Origin of the sequence: Micromonospora sp. C95 (assembly GCF_018070465.1) — a bacterium.
GTDB lineage: Bacteria > Actinomycetota > Actinomycetes > Mycobacteriales > Micromonosporaceae > Micromonospora.
Genome location: NZ_JAGPXT010000012.1, coordinates 103150 through 121082 on the forward strand (window position 1 = coordinate 103150; position 17933 = coordinate 121082).

The window sequence follows — 17933 nt, forward strand, 5'->3', positions numbered from 1 at the left end:
CCGGGTGGCGGCGCAGAGTGGGCGGGGCGGGCCGGGCGGGTCAGAGGCGCAGCAGCATACGGGTGTTGCCCAGGGTGTTCGGCTTGACCCGTTCCAGGTCGAGGAACTCGGCGACACCCTCGTCGTACGAGCGCAGCAGTTGCTCGTAGACGACGTGCGGCACCGGGGCGCCGTCGATCTCGGTGAAGCCGAACGAACCGAAGAACCGGGTCTCGAAGGTCAGCACGAAGATGCGGGCCACCCCCAGTTCCCGTGCCGCGCTGATCAGTTCCGCCACGATCCGGTGCCCGATCCGCTGCCCCCGGCAGCAGGGATCGACCGCGACCGTGCGGATCTCCGCCAGGTCCTCCCACATCACGTGCAGCGCGCCGCAGCCCACCACCGCGCCGTCGGAGACCCGGCTGGCGACCCGGAACTCCTGCACGTCCTCGTACAGGGTGACAGTGGCCTTGCTGAGCAGTCGGCGATCGTCGGTGTAGGTGTCCACCAACCGTCGGATCGCTCGCACATCGGCGGTCCGGGCCCGCCGGATCACGACGTCGTCGTCGTCGCTCACCCGGGCTCCGGCACGTCGACACAGGGTCCGGTCGTCCACCACGGCTCGACCAGGTCGAGCGTCTCGTCGCCGAACGGGTTGACGCCCGGCCCGGCGGCGAGCGCGTGCCCGAGCTGGACGTGCAGGCACTTCACCCGGCCGGGCATCCCACCGGCCGAGATGCCGGCGATCTCGGGCACCTCGGCGATCGCGTCCCGGCGGGACAGGTAGTCCTCGTGGGCCGCGCGGTACCGGGCGGCCAGCTCCGGGTCGGTGGCCAGCCGCTGCGCCATCTCCTTCATCAGACCGGCCGACTCCAGTCGGCTGCACGCCGCGGTCGCCCGGGGACAGGTCAGGTAGAACAGCGTCGGGAAGGGGGTGCCGTCGGTCAGCCGGGGAGTCGTCTCCACCACGTCGGGCAGGCCGCACGGACAGCGGTGGGCCACCGCCCGGGTCCCCCGGGGCGGGCGTCCGAGCTGCGCGGCCACCGCGGCCAGGTCGGTCTCCGTGGCCGGTTCCCGCTTCGGCGGGGGTACGGAGGCCGCCGCCGGCTGCTGCGGTGGTACGACAGTCACGATGCCATCTCTCGTCGGGTACTCAGTCTTCGATCTGGTGGGCGTCGGCGGCCCGCACGCTGGACCAGAGAGTGTCGTACCAGGGGTCGGGGGTGACCGGGGTGGCCGGGCCCTCGGCGGTGCCCGCCTCGCGGGCCGCGCCGGCCGGATCGTCGAGCAGGATCAGCATCTTCTCACCGGGCCGCCGCATGAAGAACCGCTCCCTGGCCTGGGTCTCGATGTACGCCTTGTCCTGCCACTTCTCCGCCTGGGTGGTCAGCTCGGCGATCAGCTCCCGCTGGGCCGCCTGCGCAGCCTCCATCCGCTCGATGTCGGCCTGCTGGTCGAGGTAGACCCGGACCGGATAGGTGTAGGCGAGGGCGAGCGCGATCAGCACCGCGAACAGCACGGTGGCGCGGCCGGTGAGACCTCGGGCTCGGGGTGCGGACAGCCGCGTCACCGCGCCACCGGCAGCCGCACGCCGGGCGGCGGCGGGGCGCTTGGCGGAGCGTACGCCCTCGGCACCGCGGGTGGCCGACGGCGCCCGACCGGCGGCGGACCGCGACTCGGCGCGGACACCGTCGCGGGCCGTGCCGGACCGGCCGGCGCGGGCCGGCCGGCGGACCGGACGCTGACCACCCGGCGTGCGGCGCTGCTGCATCACACCCCTCCCCCGAGGTCCGGCATCCGTCAGGCGGAACGGTAACGCGGGAAGGCGCCAGCACCGGCGTACCGCGCCGCGTCGGCCAACTCCTCCTCGATCCGCAGGAGCTGGTTGTACTTCGCGACCCGGTCCGACCGGGCCGGCGCGCCGGTCTTGATCTGGCCGCAACCGGTGGCCACCGCCAGGTCGGCGATGGTGGTGTCCTCGGTCTCGCCGGAGCGGTGGCTCATCATGCACTTGAAGCCGGCCCGGTGGGCCAGGTCCACCGCGTCCAGCGTCTCGGTGAGCGAACCGATCTGGTTGACCTTGACCAGCACCGCGTTGGCCGCCTGCTCGGCGATGCCCCGGGCGATGCGCTGCGGGTTGGTGACGAACAGGTCGTCGCCGACGATCTGGATCCGGTCACCGATCGCGGCGGTCAGCGTCTGCCAGCCGGCCCAGTCGTCCTCGGCCAGCGGGTCCTCGATGGAGACGATCGGGTACGCGTCGGCCAGCTTGGTGTAGTACTCGCTCATCTCCGCGGCGCTCTTGGCCGCGCCCTCGAAGGTGTAGCTGCCGTCGGCGAAGAACTCGGTGGCGGCCACGTCGAGGGCGAAGACGATGTCGGTGCCGAGCCGGTAGCCGGCCTTCTCCACCGCCTCGGCGATCAGGTCCAGCGCGGCGGCGTTTGTCGGCAGGTTCGGCGCGAAGCCGCCCTCGTCGCCGAGCCCGGTGGACAGATCCTTCTTCTTCAGCACCGACTTCAGCGCGTGGTACACCTCGGCACCGGAACGCAGCGCCTCCCGGAAGCTCGGCGCACCGATCGGCGCGATCATGAACTCCTGGATGTCCACGTTGCTGTCGGCGTGCGCCCCACCGTTGAGGATGTTCATCATCGGCACCGGCAGCAGGTGGGCGTTCGGCCCGCCCAGGTAGCGGAAGAGGCTCAGGTCGGCGCTGCCGGCCGCAGCCTTGGCCACCGCCAGGGACACCCCGAGGATCGCGTTGGCGCCCAACTCGGCCTTGTTGTCGGTGCCGTCGATGTCGAGCATCTTCTGGTCGATCGCCCGCTGCTCGCTGGCTTCGTAGCCGATGAGCTGGTCGACGATCCGGTCCTCGATGTTGGCGACCGCCTTCTCCACTCCCTTGCCCAGGTAGCGGTCCTTGTCACCGTCGCGCAGCTCGATCGCCTCGAAGGCGCCGGTCGAGGCGCCGGAGGGCACCGCCGCCCGGGAGATCGTGCCGTCGTCGAGCCCGACCTCGACCTCGACCGTCGGGTTGCCCCGCGAGTCCAGGATCTCCCGAGCCTCGATTACCTCGATGGTTGCCACTGAGTCGCTCCTCGTTCGTGTGGTCTCGTCCGGTATGGGCCGCGACGGTGCGGCAGCGGCAGGTGTTGAACGCAGCGTATCGGTCCCCGCTTTCCGGCACGGCCACCGGGCGGGTCGACGACCACGCTCCGGTACCCGACGGGTCGGACATTCCCGGATTCTCGTGCCTCAACCGGCAACCGGTTTGCACGAGCGGGACCCGATCGACAAGGCTGGTCGCCATGCCCGCCGCTTCGACCACTCTCCGTACGCTCGCGGTGTCGGTCATCGCGTTGCTCACCGTCACCGGCTGCCAGGCTCTGGACGACGCCGGGCGGGCCATGGGTCGGTCCGACATCGTCAACGATCTCGCCGCGCGGATGGACCGGGCGCTGGAGCTGACCTACTCGGCGGAGTACCAGATTCCGGGCGGCCGGAGCGTCTCGTTCGTCCAGTCGCAGGACCCGGCCCGGTCCAGCTACACCTGGCCCGGCGGAAAGCTGACCGTGACCGACGAGGCGACCACTCGGTGCGACACCGACGGCGATCGGACCGTCTGCACCGTGGAGGAGCCACCCGCCCCCAACAGCAAGCCCTCGGTGGTGGTCTTCGCCGAGGCTGAGCTACAGGGGCTGGTCACCCCTCCGCTGGTGATGGGCCGGCTGACCGCCGCGGCGTTGGACCCCGACGCGGTCATCACCGAGCGCAGCAGCACCGTCGTCGGCTACCACGCGACCTGCGTCGACGTGCGTCAGAACGGGGAGAGCTTCACCGCCTGCGTGACCGGGGAGGGCACGCTGGGCAGCTTCACCGGTCAGCTCGACGGGCAACCGGTCGAGCTGGCGCTGAGCCGCTACCGCGATCAGGTCGACGGCGGCGCCTTCGACCTGCCGGCGGGTGCCGACGTGGTGGACCGGCGCGCCGAGGGCTCCTGAGCCAACCCCGCACAGCCGGGCGATACGGCCTACCCGTCGAGCAGGGTGCGAAGGTGGCGCGGCGGTGGGCTGCCGTGCGCCAGCATCTCGTCGTGCCAGTCGCGCAGCGGCACGTGCTGCGGCCGGGCGGCGGCGATCTCGGCCACCTCGCTGTAGCCGACGAAGTACGTCGACAGCTGCGCCGAGGTCAGCAACGCGCGGCGCCACTTGCCCGCCGCCTCACCCTCCTCCTGGAAGCCGCGTCCGGTCAGCAAGGCCATCGCCTCCGCCTCCGGCAGCTCCTCGGCATGCGTCAGCTGGTCGAGCAGCGCGTTGAGGGTCATCCGTAGCTGCATCTTCAGCTGCTGCAATCGCACGGGCAGGCCACCGAAGTCGCGGCCGACCATCAGCTCCTCGGCGTAGACCGCCCACCCCTCGACGAAGGGGCCGGAGCGGATCAGCGCCCGTACCCGGGTGGAGCCGGCGTACCGCCGGGCGTGGGCGAGTTGGAGGAAGTGGCCCGGCATCGCCTCGTGCACGGTGAGGTTGCGGATCATGTGGTCGTTGTACTCGCGGTAGAACGACTCCACCCGGCGTGCGGGCCAATCCAGCGGTGTCGGCGCGATGCAGTAGAACGTCGGCACGGCGGCGGTCTCCAGACCACCGGGCGCGTCGCAGTAGGCCACCGCCACACCCCGGGCGAACTGCGGCATCACCTGGATGACGCACGGGTCGTCCGGCACGGTCACCAGGTCGTGCGCCCGGACTGCGTCGCTCGCCTCGTCCATGGTGATCGAGGCCAGGTCGACGATTGTGTGGTCGTCGGGGTGTTCGGCGGCGAGCAGGTCGAGGGCCCGGCGCACGGTCTCGTCGTCGGCCGGGCCACCGACGAGTTCGACCGCCGCCGCGCGGATCTCGTCGGTGACCCGGTCGAGGTTCGCCCAGGCCCGCCGCTGGATCTCGGCGGCGCCCAGCTCGGTGTCGAGCGTGTGCCACAGGCGCGCCTCCCAGCGCCGCCGGCCCAGCCGGGGATCGCGACCCGGGCCGGCGTCGGCCGTCAGCCCGGCACGCAGCCAGGCGACGAACTCGTCGAGCGCGGCCAGCGCCGCGGTGGCGGCCGGCTCGATCCGGTCGAGGCCGGCGGGTGCCTGCGCGAGTAGCGCGGGTACCTCGTCGCGGATCAGCGCCGCCACCCCGGTGAACTGCCCGACCGCCGTCTCGGCGTGGATCCGGGGCATGTCACGCAACGTCGCGCGCGCGGTGGCCAGCGCATCCGGTACGGCGGCGAGGCGGCCGGCGAGGGCGGTCAACCGCACCTCCACCGGCGCGTACGGGCGGGACAGCAGGGCGTGCAGCAGCGGACCGGGGTTGTGCACGAGCGGGTCCCACTCGTGCCCCCGGATCTCGGTCAGCTCGAACAGTTCCCGGTCGACAAGCGCGGAGAGCAGGGCGTGGTCCACCCGCTCCTCGACGTCGAGGTCGTCAGCGTCGATCTCGACGAGCGCGCTCGCCGCGTCGACAAGCATCGCCCGGTCCCCCGCGACCGCGTCGGCCGAGAAATCCGGCAACCGATCGTCGACCCGATGGTCCCCCGCCGTCCCGGCGAGCCCCGGCCGACTCCCCAGCAACGCCTCGACAACCCGCTCCCCCACCACCCGAAACCGCTCCACCCCCCGACCCTAACCACCCCCACCCGAACCCACCCGTCGGCGCTCCACCCCACCCCACCCCGGTTGATCATGAGGTTAGCGGCACCGGATCCGACATTTCGAGCAGATAACCTCATGATCAACGGGGTGGGGGTAGGGGGTTGGACTCGGTGGTGCGGATGGTTTGGGCGTGGGACAGGGCGGTGCGGCGGAGGGCGGCTTCGGGGTCGAGGTCGGTCGCGTGGGCCTGGGCGACCAGGGCGAGCAGGTGGGCGCCGAGAGTGGTTTCGGGGTCGGGTTGTGCCTCCGGTGCTGGCAGCGGTGCGGTGATGCCGGCCCGGGCGGCACGCTCGACGATCTTCGCCGCCAGGGCGAGCGCCGGCTGGCTCAGCGCGATGCCGTCGAGCACCGAGTCACGGGCCTTCTCCGCCTGCTTGATCCGCTCCCAGTTGGCGGTGATCTCCTCCAGGGTGCCCGCCTCGGCACCGGCGAAGACGTGCGGGTTGCGCCGGACCATCTTTTCGACCAGCCCACCGGCCACGTCGTCGATGGTCCAGCGTTCGTCCTCGGGCAACTCCTCGGCCAGCCGGGCGTGCAACACCACCTGGAGCAGTACGTCACCCAGTTCCTCGCGCAGCGCGTCGGTGTCCCCGACGCCTATCGCGTCGTAGGCCTCGTAGCTCTCCTCCAGCAGGAACCCGGCCAGGCTGCGGTGGGTCTGCGCCCGCTTCCACGGATCCCCGCCGGGTGAGAGCAGCCGGTCGAGCACCGCCACCGCGTCCAGCAGCCGCGCGCCCGGGGGGTCCCACGAGCCGTACATCAGCTCCAGCTCCGCCAGCCCCGGCTCGCGGGCCAGTCGTAGCCCCAGCTCCCGGGCCAGCGACTCGTCCCCGGCCGGGCCGGCCAGCCAGACCACCGTGTCGTGCGCCGTCACCGCGTCCAGCAGCGACGGCACCGGCGGCCCGTCCAGTACCCGCACCTCGGCACCCACCGACCGCAGCGCGGTGGTCAGCTCGCTTTCCTCGGCGGCCAGCACGGGAGCGGCGCGTACGGCATCCCAGGCAGCCGCCGTCAACAGCCCGGCCGGCAACCGGGGGGAGGTCACCAGCAGGACGATCCGGGGCATGCTCAGCCGGCGGTCGGTGCGGCCGGCTCGGGCCGCGGCCGTGGGGTGGAGATGTCGGTGACCGCGTCGGACCCCGGCTCACCCAGCGGCACGCCCACCGCGATGGCCTGCCCGCTGAAGCTCAGCACCGGGAACACCAGCGGCCGGTACCGGGGATTGACCGTCACGTCGTACGTCTCGACGGCCTCGCGCAGCGAGTTGCGGCTCGCCAGCGCCTGGCGCAGCTGCTCGCCGTCGAGCTGGGTGGCGGCCTGCTCGACGGTCACCTCGGCCGGCACCGCGCCGGCCCGCTTGCCCGCCGCGACCAGGTCGATCAGCTCCTGCTCGGTGGGGGCCACCGGAGCGCCGATCGGAATGCCGGAGAGGCAGGTGTACAGCTCGGCGACCTGCCGCACGTACCCGGTCTCCGGGCTCAGGCCGAGCCCCTGGGCCACCTGCCCCGGGTCGACCTGGCTCTGCGAGCGGTAGCCCTCGTCGGCGGAGATGCGCTCGCAGACCTCGCTGAGCACCAGGGTGCTCACCACCTGGCTGCGCCCGGGCACCTGAGGCTCCTGGCCGGGCAGCGGAGGCTCCTGGCCGGGCGGCAGCTCGTCCCCCTCGGCCGGGGTCGGGTTCTTCGCCTGAACGTCCTCGATGACCTCGGTGACCGCGTCCTCGGTGATCCGGTGGTCACCGACATAGGCGGCGACACCGGGCTCGGAACGGCAACCGGCGAGGGCGACGAGGCCGACCGCCACGCTGGCGACGGCGACAAGACGGCGAGCACGCATGCCCGTCACTCTCTCATGCCCCACCCCACCCACCCCTGACAGGTCCCCCGCCCCGCCACCCCACCGGTCGATCATGAAGTTGCTGTCATCCGGCTCGGCGTGGCGTGACAACAACTTCATGATCAACGCGAGGAGTCGGCGAGGGCCGGGGCGCCGAGGACGTCGGAGAGGAGCTGTGCGCACCACTCCAGCAGGGCCTGGTCGCGGAGCGGCTCGCCGCCGACCCGGCGGGTGGTCGGGCGGGGGACGCTGACCTGGTCGAGGGCGGCCTTGTACACCGAGTCGGGGTGGTAGCGCTTGAGCCGCAACTGCTTGGAGTCCGGCAGCGGCAGCGGGCCGAAGCGGAGGTGCTTGCCCTGCATGCTGACGTCGGTCAGGCCGTACTGGCGGGCCAGCAGGCGGAACCGGGCCACCGCGATGAGGTTCTGCACCGGCGCGGGTGGCTCGCCGTACCGGTCGGTCATCTCGGCGGCCACCTCGCGCAGCCGCTCCTCGTCGCGCGCCTCGGCGAGCTTGCGGTACATCTCCAGGCGCAGCCGCTCCACCCCCACGTAGTCGTGGGGCAGGTGCGCGTCGATCGGGAGATCGATCTTGATGTCGGTCTCCTCCTCCGGACGCTCGCCCTTGAACGCCTGCACCGCCTCACCGACCATCCGCACGTACAGGTCGAACCCGACGCCCTCGATGTGCCCGGACTGCTCGCCGCCAAGCAGGTTGCCGGCACCCCGGATCTCCAGGTCCTTCATGGCCACGTACATGCCGGCGCCCAGCTCGGTGTGCTGGGCGATGGTGGCCAGCCGCTCGTGGGCGTGCTCGGTGAGCGGCTTGTCCGGCGGGTAGAGGAAGTACGCGTACGCCCGTTCCCGGGCCCGGCCCACCCGGCCCCGGATCTGGTGCAGCTGAGCCAGGCCGAGCAGGTCGGCCCGCTCCACGATCAGCGTGTTGGCGTTCGGGATGTCGATGCCGGACTCCACGATCGTGGTGCAGACCAGGACGTCGTACTCCTTCTCCCAGAAGCCGACCATCACCTTCTCCAGGGCGTCCTCGCCCATCTGCCCGTGCGCCACCGCCACCCGCGCCTCGGGCACCAGCTCCCGCAGCCGGCGGGCGGTCCGCTCGATCGACTCGACCCGGTTGTGCAGGTAGAAGACCTGGCCGTCGCGGAGCAGCTCACGGTGGATCGCGGCGGCCACCTGCCGGTCGTCCTGCGCACCGACGGCGGTGAGCACCGGGTGCCGCTCCTCCGGCGGGGTGGCGATGGTGGACATCTCCCGGATGCCGGTGATCGCCATCTCCAGGGTGCGCGGGATCGGGGTGGCCGACATGCTCAGCACGTCGACCGCCGCCCGCATCGACTTGAGGTGCTCCTTGTGCTCGACGCCGAAGCGCTGCTCCTCGTCGACGATGACCAGCCCGAGTGACTTGAACCGGGTGGCCGAGGCCAGCAGCCGGTGGGTGCCGATGACGATGTCGGCGGTGCCGTCGGACACCATGGCGAGGGTCTGCTCCGCCTCCTTCGGCGTCTGGAAACGGGACAGCTGCCGGATGGTCACCGGGAACTGGCTCATCCGCTCGGCGAAGGTGTTGTAGTGCTGCTGTACCAGCAGCGTGGTCGGCACCAGCACCGCGACCTGCTTGCCGTCCTGCACCGCCTTGAACGCCGCCCGTACCGCGATCTCGGTCTTGCCGTAGCCGACGTCGCCGCAGATCAGCCGGTCCATCGGGATGCTCTGCTCCATGTCCCGCTTGACCTCTTCGATGGCCGCGAGCTGGTCGGGCGTCTCCTGCCAGGGGAAGGCGTCCTCCAACTCCCGCTGCCACGGGGTGTCCGGCCCGAAGGTGTGCCCCTTGGACGCCTTGCGGGCGGCGTAGAGCTGGATCAGCTGGGCGGCGATCTCCTTTACCGCCTTGCGGGCCCGGGCCTTTGACTTCTGCCAGTCCGAGCCGCCCATCTTGTGCAGGGTGGGCTGCTCGCCGCCGACGTAGCGGCTCAACTGGTCGAGCTGGTCGGTGGGGACGAAGAGCCGGTCACCGGGCTGGCCGCGCTTGCTCGGGGCGTACTCGATGACGAGGTACTCCCGGGAGGCGCCGTTGACGGTGCGCTGCACCAGTTCGACGTACCGGCCGATGCCGTGCTGCTCGTGGACCACATGGTCACCGGCGCGCAGCTCCAGCGGGTCGATGGTGTTGCGCCGCCGGCTCGGCATCTTCCGCATGTCCCGGGTGGAGACGCCCCGACCGCCGGTGACGTCGCTGCCGGTGAGCAGCACGAACCGGGCCGCCTCGTCGACGAAGCCGCCGGTCAGGCTGCCGCAGGTGACCAGCAGCTCACCCGGGGTGGGCGCGGCCGGCACCTCCTCGGTCAGCCGGGCGCCGAGTCCGCCGTCGCGGAGCACCTCGACGGCCCGCTGGGCGGGACCGTGCCCCTCGAAGACCAGTGAGATCGACCAACCCTCGCCGGCCCACCGCTTCAGGTCGTCGACCACCCGGGCGGTCTCGCCGTGGTAGAGCGGGGCGGGCTGGGCGGTCAGGGCCACCGCGATGGCGTCGTCGGGAGTGACGTCGACCGCCTCCGGCTCGTCCTCCCAGGGCTGCCGGGTCGCGGCCGGGCCGACCGGCTCGGCCAGGCCGAACGGGGACAGTGTCCACCAGGGCTGGCGCAGGGTCGCGGCGTGCGCGCGTACGTCGGCGAGGGTGTGGAAGGCGGCGGCGCCCAGGTCGACCGGGGCCTGGCCACCGACGGCGGCGGCGGCCCAGCTGGCCTGGAGGAACTCCTCCGAGGTACGCACCAGGTCGTGCGCCCGGGTGCGGATCCGCTCCGGGTCGCAGAGCAGTACGTGGGTGCCGGCCGGCATGCAGTCCAGCAGCAGCTCCATCGAGTCGTCGCCGATCAGCGCCGGCGCCAGCGACTCCATCCCCTCCACCGGTATCCCGCCGGCCAGCTTGTCGAGGATCTCGGCCAGCTCCGGGTGTTGCTGCGCGAGCGTGGCGGCCCGCTCCCGGATGTCGGGGGTGAGCAGCAGCTCCCGACAGGGCGGTGCCCAGAGCTGGGCGATCTGCTCGATGGTGCGCTGGTCCGCGACGGCGAAGGTGCGGATCTCCTCCACCTCGTCGCCCCAGAACTCGACCCGGGACGGGTGCTCGTCGGTGGGCGGGAAGACGTCGAGGATGCCGCCGCGCACGGCGAACTCGCCCCGCTTGGTGACCAGGTCGACCCGGGCGTACGCCATGTCGGTCAGCCGGCGGGCCACCTGCTCCAGGTCGGCCTCGTCACCGGCGGCGAGCCGGACCGGTTCCAGGTCGCCGAGCCCTTTGAGCTGCGGTTGCAGCACCGAACGGACGGGGGCCACCACCACCCGCAGCGGACCGGTACGCCCGTGCGCGTCCGCCGAGTCCGGGTGCGCGAGCCGACGCAGCACGGCCAACCGTCGGCCGACGGTGTCCGAGCGCGGCGAGAGCCGCTCGTGCGGCAACGTCTCCCAGCTCGGGAAGATCGCCACCTGCTCGGGCGGCAGCAGGCTGCCCAGCGCGGCGACCAGGTCCTCGGCCTCGCGGCTGGTGGCGGTGACCGCCAGCACCGGCCGCCCCGCGCCGCCGGTGCGCTGACCGCCGACGCCGTGGCCCTCGGTGCGCTGGCCCTCGGTGCGCTGGCCCTCGGTGCGCTGGCCGTCGGTCGGGTCGGCCGCGACGGCGGCGACCGCGAACGGGCGCAGCGCGGGCGGGGCGGTCAGGTCGAGGCCGTCGACCTGGGCAGCACCGGAGCGCGCCAGGTCACGGACGCGGGCCAGGCCCGGATCGGCCAGGGCGGCGGCGAGCAGTCCGGTGAGGGTAGTCATGATCACTTCCGAGGTGGGGACACGACGATCACCCCGCGTCCAACCGGACGGGGGGTGTACGAATGTCAGCCTAGCTCCGCCCCCCGACCATCTCCCCGTTTACCACCCTGCCCACCCGACCCCTCACCCGAACCACCTCCCGAGCGTGCGCAACTTCGGGAGAAGGTGCAGCCTGCGGCGCGAGGGAGGCCACACTTTGCCCGAAGTTGTCGCCTCACCGGGGCGGCAGGAGCAGTGGCGGATCTTGACTGGTCGGGTGGGGGGTGATCGGGTGGGGGCGTGAGTGGGCAGTGGCGGGTGCAGTTCGACGCGGTGGTCGATTTCGCCAACGGCGGCGGCCTGAGCACCGAGGGCTTCCGGCTGGACATCCCGGGCGACCGGGTCGACGACGCCGACCTTGCGACGCTGTTCGTCCGGCACCTCGGCCTGCTGATGGTGTCCGAGGTGCGGATCACCAACAAGACGTTCATCGAGGAACCGCACAAGGGCGGTCGCGCCGTCAGGGGTGCGCCGGGCGGGGGCACCGGGCGGCGGCTGATCGAGTTGAGTCACCCGGTCACCGACGGGATGACCACCCTGCCCGGCTGGCCGGCCCCGAAGATCACCGAGTGGCTGACCCGCGAGGCGTCCCGCGAGCACTACGCCCCGGGCACCGAGTTCCAGGTGGCCCGGATCGACATGATCGCCAACACCGGCACCTACCTGGACACCCCCGCCCACCGGTACGCCGACGGTGCCGACCTGTCCGGTTTCCCGCTCGACCGGCTCGCCGACCTGCCCGGGCTCGTCGTCCGGCTGCCCGCCGACACCCGCGCGGTCGACCGGCTGCTGCTGGCGCCGTACGACGTCGCCGGCAAAGCGGTGCTGCTGCACACCGGTTGGGACGCCCACTTCGGCACCCCCGGATACGGCGCCCCGGAGGCGCCCCACCTGACCGGTGACGGCGCGCAGGCGTTTGTCGACGCGGGTGCCGCCCTGGTCGGCATCGACTCGATCAACATTGACGACATGGGTCCGGCGGCCGGCGGTCAACGGCCCGCGCACAGCCTCCTGCTGGCCGCCGGCATCCCGATCGTGGAGCACCTGACCGGGCTGGCCGCTCTGCCACCGGACGGCTTCCGGTTCACCGCCGCCCCACCGAGGGTGGTCGGCATGGGCACCTTCCCCGTCCGCGCCTTCGCCGTCGTGGACTGAGAGGCAAGGTCAACTCCGGATGCGGGATGCCGCGGCTTCCGTCGGGCGCGGATACCGCGACATCCCGCATGTCGAGTGGATGTTGTGTCTCGGTGGCTGGCTCGGCCGTCAGTGGCGCACCGAGAGGTCGACGTCGAAGGCGCGACCGGTAAGGTAGACCTCGACGGCCGGCGGAGGGTGAGACGATCGCCACTCGATCACCTGGTTGCGGCTTCGAGGGCTGCACCAACGGCGTCATGTCTTCGACGCTATCGGCCGTGAACAGCGGTTTCGCCCTCCGGAAGCCGGCGACCGGCGCACCTCGGCAGCATCGACATCGGTCCGGGGCTCCCCTGAAACGCAGGGCGTTGGCAAGGGGCCCTTCCTTCCGGACGGGTTCGCGTGGATACGATCGGGGGAGTCGGACAGCGCTGTCCTTCGTACCTGACGTGAGGAGCGCATGGTGACCGACCAGCACGATCACGACGGCCCCGACGCCGCGCTGCGCGCCGACATCCGCAGGTTGGGCACGTTGCTCGGGCAGACCCTGGCCCGCCAAGAGGGGCGCCCGCTGCTCGACCTGGTCGAGGAGATCCGGGCCCAGGTCCGCACCGACGCCCCGGCCGCCGCCCGGCGGCTCGGTGGGCTCGATGTGACCACCGGCACCAAGCTGGCCCGTGCCTTCTCCACCTACTTCCACCTGGCCAACATCACCGAACAGGTGCACCGGGCCCGCGACCTGCGGCGCCGCCGCGCCGTCCAGGGCGGCTGGCTGGACCAGGCGGCCAAGATGATCGCCGAGCGCGGGGTGCCGGCCGAGGAGATCGCCTCGGTGGCCCGCCGGCTGGCGGTACGTCCGGTCTTCACCGCCCACCCGACCGAGGCGGCCCGCCGGTCGATCCTGTCGAAGCTGCGCGCGATCGCGGACGAGCTGGACGCCGAGACGGCCAACGCGATTCTCTACGGCGCCAGCGACGAGGGTCCGGCGAACCGGCGGCTGGCCGAGCTGCTCGACCTGATGTGGCAGACCGACGAGCTGCGGCTGGACCGGCCGGACCCGACCGACGAGGCGCGCAACGCCATCTACTACCTGCGTGACCTGTACGCCGAGGCGGCTCCGCAGGTGCTCGACGACCTCGCCGAGACGCTGCGTACGCTCGGCGTGGAGACCTCGCCGACGGCCCGGCCGCTGACCTTCGGCACCTGGATCGGCGGTGACCGGGACGGCAATCCGTTCGTCACCCCGGCGGTGACCCGCGAGGTGCTGGCCATCCAGCACGAGCACGGTCTGACCGCCACCGAGGCGGCAATGGAAGAGCTGATCAGCGAGGTGTCGGTCTCCCGCCGACTGCGCGGGGTGTCGCTCGACCTGTCCGCCAGCCTCGCCGCCGACCTCGACGCGCTGCCCGAGGTGGCGCCCCGCTTCCGCCGGGTCAACGCCGAGGAGCCGTACCGGCTCAAGGCCCGCTGTGTCCGTGCCAAGCTCGCCAACACCCGGGCCCGGCTGCGCCAGGGCACCCCGCACGTGCCGGGGCGTGACTACCGGGGTTCGGCCGAGCTGATCGCCGACCTGGATCTGCTGCGCGCCTCGCTGGCCCGCAACGCCGGACAGCTCACCGCCGTCGGCCGGCTCGCCTCGACCATCCGTACCGTCTCCGCGTTCGGCCTGCACCTGGCGACCATGGACGTCCGGGAGCACGCCGAGAAGCACCACGAGGTGCTCACCCAGCTGTACGCGGCGGTGGGTGAGGTCGACGACTACCCGTCGCTGAGCCGGCTGGAGCGCACCAAGCTGCTCGCCGACGAGCTGGCCAGCCGCCGGCCGCTGTCGACGTCGGACACCCCGCTGAGCGAGTCGGCCCGCAAGACCTTCGACGTGTTCAGCACCATCCGGGAGGCGCAGGACCGGTTCGGCGCCGAGGTGATCGAGTCGTACATCATCTCGATGACCCTCGGCGTGGACGACGTGCTCGCCGCGGTGGTGCTCGCCCGCGAGGCCGGCCTGGTCGACGTGCACAGCGGCCGGGCCCGGATCGGCATCGTGCCGCTGCTGGAGACCCCGGCCGAGCTGAACTCCGGCGGGGAGCTGCTCGACGAGCTGCTTTCGCTGCCGGCGTACCGGGCGCTGGTGGCGGCCCGGGGCGACGTGCAGGAGGTGATGCTCGGCTACTCGGACTCCAACAAGGAGGCCGGCATCACCACCAGCCAGTGGTCCATCCACCGGGCGCAGCGCGCACTGCGCGACGTGGCCGCTCGGCACGGCGTGCACCTGCGGCTGTTCCACGGCCGGGGCGGCACGGTCGGGCGTGGCGGCGGCCCCACGCACGACGCGATCCTGGCCCAGCCGTACGGCACGCTGGACGGCGCGATAAAGGTGACCGAGCAGGGTGAGGTCATCTCCGACAAGTACACCCTCCCCGCGTTGGCCCGGGAGAACCTGGAGCTGAGCGTGGCCGCCGTGCTCCAGGCGACGCTGCTGCACACCGCGCCCCGCCAACCCGCCGAGATGCTGGAACGCTGGGACGCGACGATGGACGTGGTCTCCGAGTCGGCGTTCCGGTCGTACCGCTCGCTGGTGGAGGATCCGGACCTGCCCGCGTACTTCTGGGCCTCCACCCCGACCGAGTTGCTCGGTGCGTTGAACATCGGCTCGCGCCCGGCGAAGCGACCGAACACCGGCGCCGGGCTGTCCGGGTTGCGGGCCATCCCGTGGGTGTTCGGCTGGACCCAGACCCGGCAGATCGTGCCCGGCTGGTTCGGGGTCGGCTCCGGTCTGGCCGCCGCCCGGGAGGCCGGGCTGGCCGACGTGCTCGCCGAGATGCACCGCAACTGGCACTTCTTCCGCACGTTCCTGTCCAACGTGGAGATGATGCTGACCAAGACCGACCTCGGCATCGCCCGCCGGTACGTGGAGACCCTGGTCCCGCAGCAGCTGCACCCGATCTTCGACAAGATCGAGCAGGAGTACGAGCTGACCCGGCGCGAGGTGCTCGCGGTCACCGACTCACCGGACCTGCTGGAGAACTCCCCGGTGCTGCAACGCACTCTCGCCGTCCGCGACACCTACCTGGAACCGTTGCACCACCTTCAGGTGGCGCTGCTGCGGCAGTACCGCGACTCCGGGGCGGCGGGCCGCGCGGTGGCCACCGCGCCGGGCGGCCGGCGCGCCCCCAGCGACGGCACGGCCCTGGAGCGGGCTCTACTCACCACGGTCAACGGCATCGCCGCCGGCATGCGCAACACCGGCTGAGTGGTGGCAGGAGGGGCGTCAGAAGTCGCCGCCGCCGAAGTCACCGCCGCCGCCGAAGTCACCGCTTCCGGGATCGCCGCCGAAGTCGGCCCCGGTGGCGCCCGGGTCGTCCATGCCGGCGGCGGCGCTGGCGTCGTAGCCGGGGTCGCCGAACGACGGTGAGAAGAGCGCGTCGGCGATCAACATGCCGCCGATCACGCCGGCCCCGGTTCCGAGTGCGGTCTTCCACCAGGGGGTGGAGTACCAGCCGGCGGGCACCGGTCGAGCCCGTACCCGGCCGCCCGGGTAGTAGTAGGGCGTCTCCTGCCCGGGTTGCGGGCCGGCCTTGAACGTCTGGCCCTGCACCTCAACCTGGCGTGGCACGGTCAACTCACCCGCACCGTCGGCGGCGGCCAGCGGCGGCAGAGCCGGCCCCGGGTCGATGCCGAGCGCCAGCCGCGCGGCCCGGATGTACGTGAGCCCCTCCACGGCGGACTCCCGGGCGAGCCGGTACTGGGTGATGCTCCGAGCCTGCTCCAGCTGGGAGCCGGCGGCGTGGTAGCGCTCGGCGGCGTCGGCCAGCGCCTGGCGTACCGCCGGCTCCTCGCCACCGAGGTTCATCACCTGCCCGCCGAGGCGTTCGTACCACCGCCGCGCGTCGGCCCGCACGTCGGCGAGGTTTCGGGCCGCACGGGCGGCACGCTCCCGCCGCCACCAGAGCAGGGCACCGCCGAGCAACACCACGACAAGGACGAGCAACAGGGGTTCCACGCTGTAAACGTACCCAGGGTGGGCCGACGATTCCCGACCCGGTGAGCCCGGCTCGGGAAATCGCGACGCGCCCGTCCGGGCGCTGCGAGCCAGCCTTTGGCAAGCTCCTGAGGATGGACCTGGAGACCCTCGCGGTTGTCGTCGTCTGTCTAGGTGCCGGCGGCGCGGTCGGCTGGTTCGCCGCCCGGGCCCGCTCGGCGACCGAGATCGCCCGGCTGGACGCCACGCTGCGCGCCACCCGCGAGGGCGAGGGACGGCTGGAGCAGTCGATGCGGGCGCTGAGCTACGAGGCGACGGCCCAGTCGCAGGAGGCGGTCGCCCGGGCGGTGGCCCCGTTGCACGAGACGCTGCGCCGCTACGAGCAGCGGGTCGCCGACCTCGAACGGGAGCGGGTCGACGCCTACGCCGAGTTGCGCGAGCAGGTCAGGGCGATGAGCACGGTCTCCGGTGAGCTGCGGACGGAGACGAAACAGCTGGTGGCTGCCCTACGTGCGCCGCAGGTACGCGGGCGGTGGGGCGAGCACCAGTTGCGCCGCATCGTCGAGGCCGCCGGCATGCTTGAGCACTGCGACTTCGCCGAGCAGGTCACCGCCGCCACCGATCAGCAGACGGTACGCCCCGACCTGGTGGTCCGCCTGCACGGCGGCCGGAGTGTGGTGGTGGACGCCAAGGCGCCGTTCGACGCTTACCTCACCGCGATGGAGGCGCGCGACGAGCGGGGCCGGGACGCCCATCTCGACGCGCACGCCAAGCATCTGCGGGCACACGTCGACGCATTGGCCGCCAAGTCGTACTGGTCCGCGTTCGAGTCCACTCCGGAGTTCGTGGTTCTCTTCGTGCCGGCCGATCCTTTTCTCGATGTCGCCCTGCAACGCGATCCGACGCTGTTGGAGCACGCGTTCACCCGGAACGTGGTGCTGGCCACCCCGGCCACCCTTGTCGCGCTGCTGCGTACGGTCGCCTGGTCATGGCGGCAGGAACAGCTGACCCGCAACGCGATGGCCGTGCACACGGTGGCACGGGAACTGTACGGGCGGTTGTCGACGCTTGGTGACCACGTCGGCAAACTCGGTTCCTCACTCGGTGGCGCGGTGACCGCGTACAACCGGGCGGTGGGCTCGTTGGAGGCACGGGTGCTGGTAAGTGCCCGCAAGCTGGCCGAACTTGGCGTGTCGGATCAGGAACTGCCCACCCCGGGGCAGGTGGAGTTGGCTCCCCGCCAGCCGCAAGCGCCAGAGCTGCTGGTGGAATCCACTCCGGATGATCGAACTCGGTCCAACTGAAATCCGCCCCTATCATCTTCGATGTGACAATGAGCGTCTCGCATATCACGAGATGGTCACAACGTACCCGGCGGTAGTGACATCGACGGTCGGCACCGCGAAGGATTTCGCTCACGCGTGCCCTGCATCTGAGGGCGCCT

12 protein-coding genes and 1 pseudogene are annotated in these 17933 nt (G+C 71.9%); 4 read left to right on the forward strand and 9 right to left on the reverse strand.

Annotated elements, in window-relative coordinates:
• Positions 1–40: 40 nt before the first annotated feature.
• From KBX00_RS16355 to eno, 4 genes are read right to left on the reverse strand one after another with little or no spacing between them, the layout of a single operon-like run.
• A complete protein-coding gene (locus KBX00_RS16355; RefSeq protein ID WP_210827821.1) occupies positions 41–556 on the reverse strand; it encodes an amino-acid N-acetyltransferase in 516 nt (171 codons plus the stop codon).
• A complete protein-coding gene (locus KBX00_RS16360; RefSeq protein ID WP_210827826.1) occupies positions 553–1110 on the reverse strand; it encodes a DUF501 domain-containing protein in 558 nt (185 codons plus the stop codon). The genes KBX00_RS16355 and KBX00_RS16360 overlap by 4 nt, the downstream gene beginning before the upstream one ends.
• 22 nt (positions 1111–1132) lie before the next feature.
• Positions 1133–1750, reverse strand: a complete 618-nt coding sequence (locus tag KBX00_RS16365; protein WP_210827832.1) for a septum formation initiator family protein — start codon at positions 1748–1750, stop codon at positions 1133–1135.
• A gap of 29 nt (positions 1751–1779) precedes the next feature.
• Positions 1780–3063: a phosphopyruvate hydratase gene (eno, locus tag KBX00_RS16370; RefSeq protein WP_210827833.1), complete on the reverse strand. Its 1284-nt coding sequence runs from the start codon at positions 3061–3063 to the stop codon at positions 1780–1782.
• Positions 3064–3284: 221 nt separating this feature from the next.
• Between eno and KBX00_RS16375 the strand changes: the two genes are divergently transcribed.
• Positions 3285–3977 carry a hypothetical protein gene (locus KBX00_RS16375; RefSeq protein ID WP_210827834.1) on the forward strand — a complete coding sequence of 231 codons (693 nt, stop codon included), beginning with the start codon at positions 3285–3287 and terminating at the stop codon, positions 3975–3977.
• A gap of 29 nt (positions 3978–4006) precedes the next feature.
• On the opposite strand, the gene KBX00_RS16380 is transcribed toward KBX00_RS16375, so the two are convergent.
• From KBX00_RS16380 to mfd, 4 genes and pseudogenes are all read right to left on the reverse strand, one after another.
• Complete coding sequence (locus KBX00_RS16380) at positions 4007–5626, reverse strand: DUF885 domain-containing protein (protein ID WP_210827835.1); 1620 nt, start codon at positions 5624–5626, stop codon at positions 4007–4009.
• A gap of 118 nt (positions 5627–5744) precedes the next feature.
• A complete protein-coding gene (locus KBX00_RS16385) occupies positions 5745–6731 on the reverse strand; it encodes a nucleoside triphosphate pyrophosphohydrolase (protein ID WP_210827838.1) in 987 nt (328 codons plus the stop codon).
• A 2-nt stretch (positions 6732–6733) separates the two neighbouring features.
• Positions 6734–7501, reverse strand: a complete 768-nt coding sequence (locus KBX00_RS16390; RefSeq protein WP_210827840.1) for a hypothetical protein — start codon at positions 7499–7501, stop codon at positions 6734–6736.
• A gap of 122 nt (positions 7502–7623) precedes the next feature.
• Positions 7624–11100: pseudogene (mfd, locus tag KBX00_RS16395) on the reverse strand (transcription-repair coupling factor); the annotation flags it as partial.
• A gap of 516 nt (positions 11101–11616) precedes the next feature.
• Here mfd and KBX00_RS16400 point away from each other — a divergent pair.
• Together KBX00_RS16400 and ppc are read left to right on the forward strand one after the other, a co-directional pair.
• Positions 11617–12531: a cyclase family protein gene (locus KBX00_RS16400; protein ID WP_210827844.1), complete on the forward strand. Its 915-nt coding sequence runs from the start codon at positions 11617–11619 to the stop codon at positions 12529–12531.
• A 442-nt stretch (positions 12532–12973) separates the two neighbouring features.
• The gene (gene ppc, locus KBX00_RS16405; protein WP_210827846.1) at positions 12974–15760 is read left to right on the forward strand and encodes a phosphoenolpyruvate carboxylase; all 2787 of its coding nucleotides are present in this window, start codon (positions 12974–12976) and stop codon (positions 15758–15760) included.
• An 18-nt stretch (positions 15761–15778) separates the two neighbouring features.
• On the opposite strand, the gene KBX00_RS16410 is transcribed toward ppc, so the two are convergent.
• Positions 15779–16510: a hypothetical protein gene (locus tag KBX00_RS16410; RefSeq protein ID WP_210827848.1), complete on the reverse strand. Its 732-nt coding sequence runs from the start codon at positions 16508–16510 to the stop codon at positions 15779–15781.
• 113 nt (positions 16511–16623) lie between these two features.
• Between KBX00_RS16410 and KBX00_RS16415 the strand changes: the two genes are divergently transcribed.
• On the forward strand, positions 16624–17793 hold the full coding sequence (locus KBX00_RS16415; protein ID WP_210827850.1) for a DNA recombination protein RmuC: 1170 nt from the start codon (positions 16624–16626) through the stop codon (positions 17791–17793).
• The last annotated feature ends 140 nt before the right edge of the window (positions 17794–17933 follow it).

Coding starts and splice junctions, on each gene's coding strand:
- KBX00_RS16365 (WP_210827832.1), bottom strand. CDS start 1,750: ATGCAGCAGCGCCGCACGCCGGGTGGTCAGCGTCCGGTCCGCCGGCCG.
- KBX00_RS16375 (WP_210827834.1), top strand. CDS start 3,285: ATGCCCGCCGCTTCGACCACTCTCCGTACGCTCGCGGTGTCGGTCATC.
- KBX00_RS16385 (WP_210827838.1), bottom strand. CDS start 6,731: ATGCCCCGGATCGTCCTGCTGGTGACCTCCCCCCGGTTGCCGGCCGGG.
- KBX00_RS16390 (WP_210827840.1), bottom strand. CDS start 7,501: ATGCGTGCTCGCCGTCTTGTCGCCGTCGCCAGCGTGGCGGTCGGCCTC.
- KBX00_RS16415 (WP_210827850.1), top strand. CDS start 16,624: ATGGACCTGGAGACCCTCGCGGTTGTCGTCGTCTGTCTAGGTGCCGGC.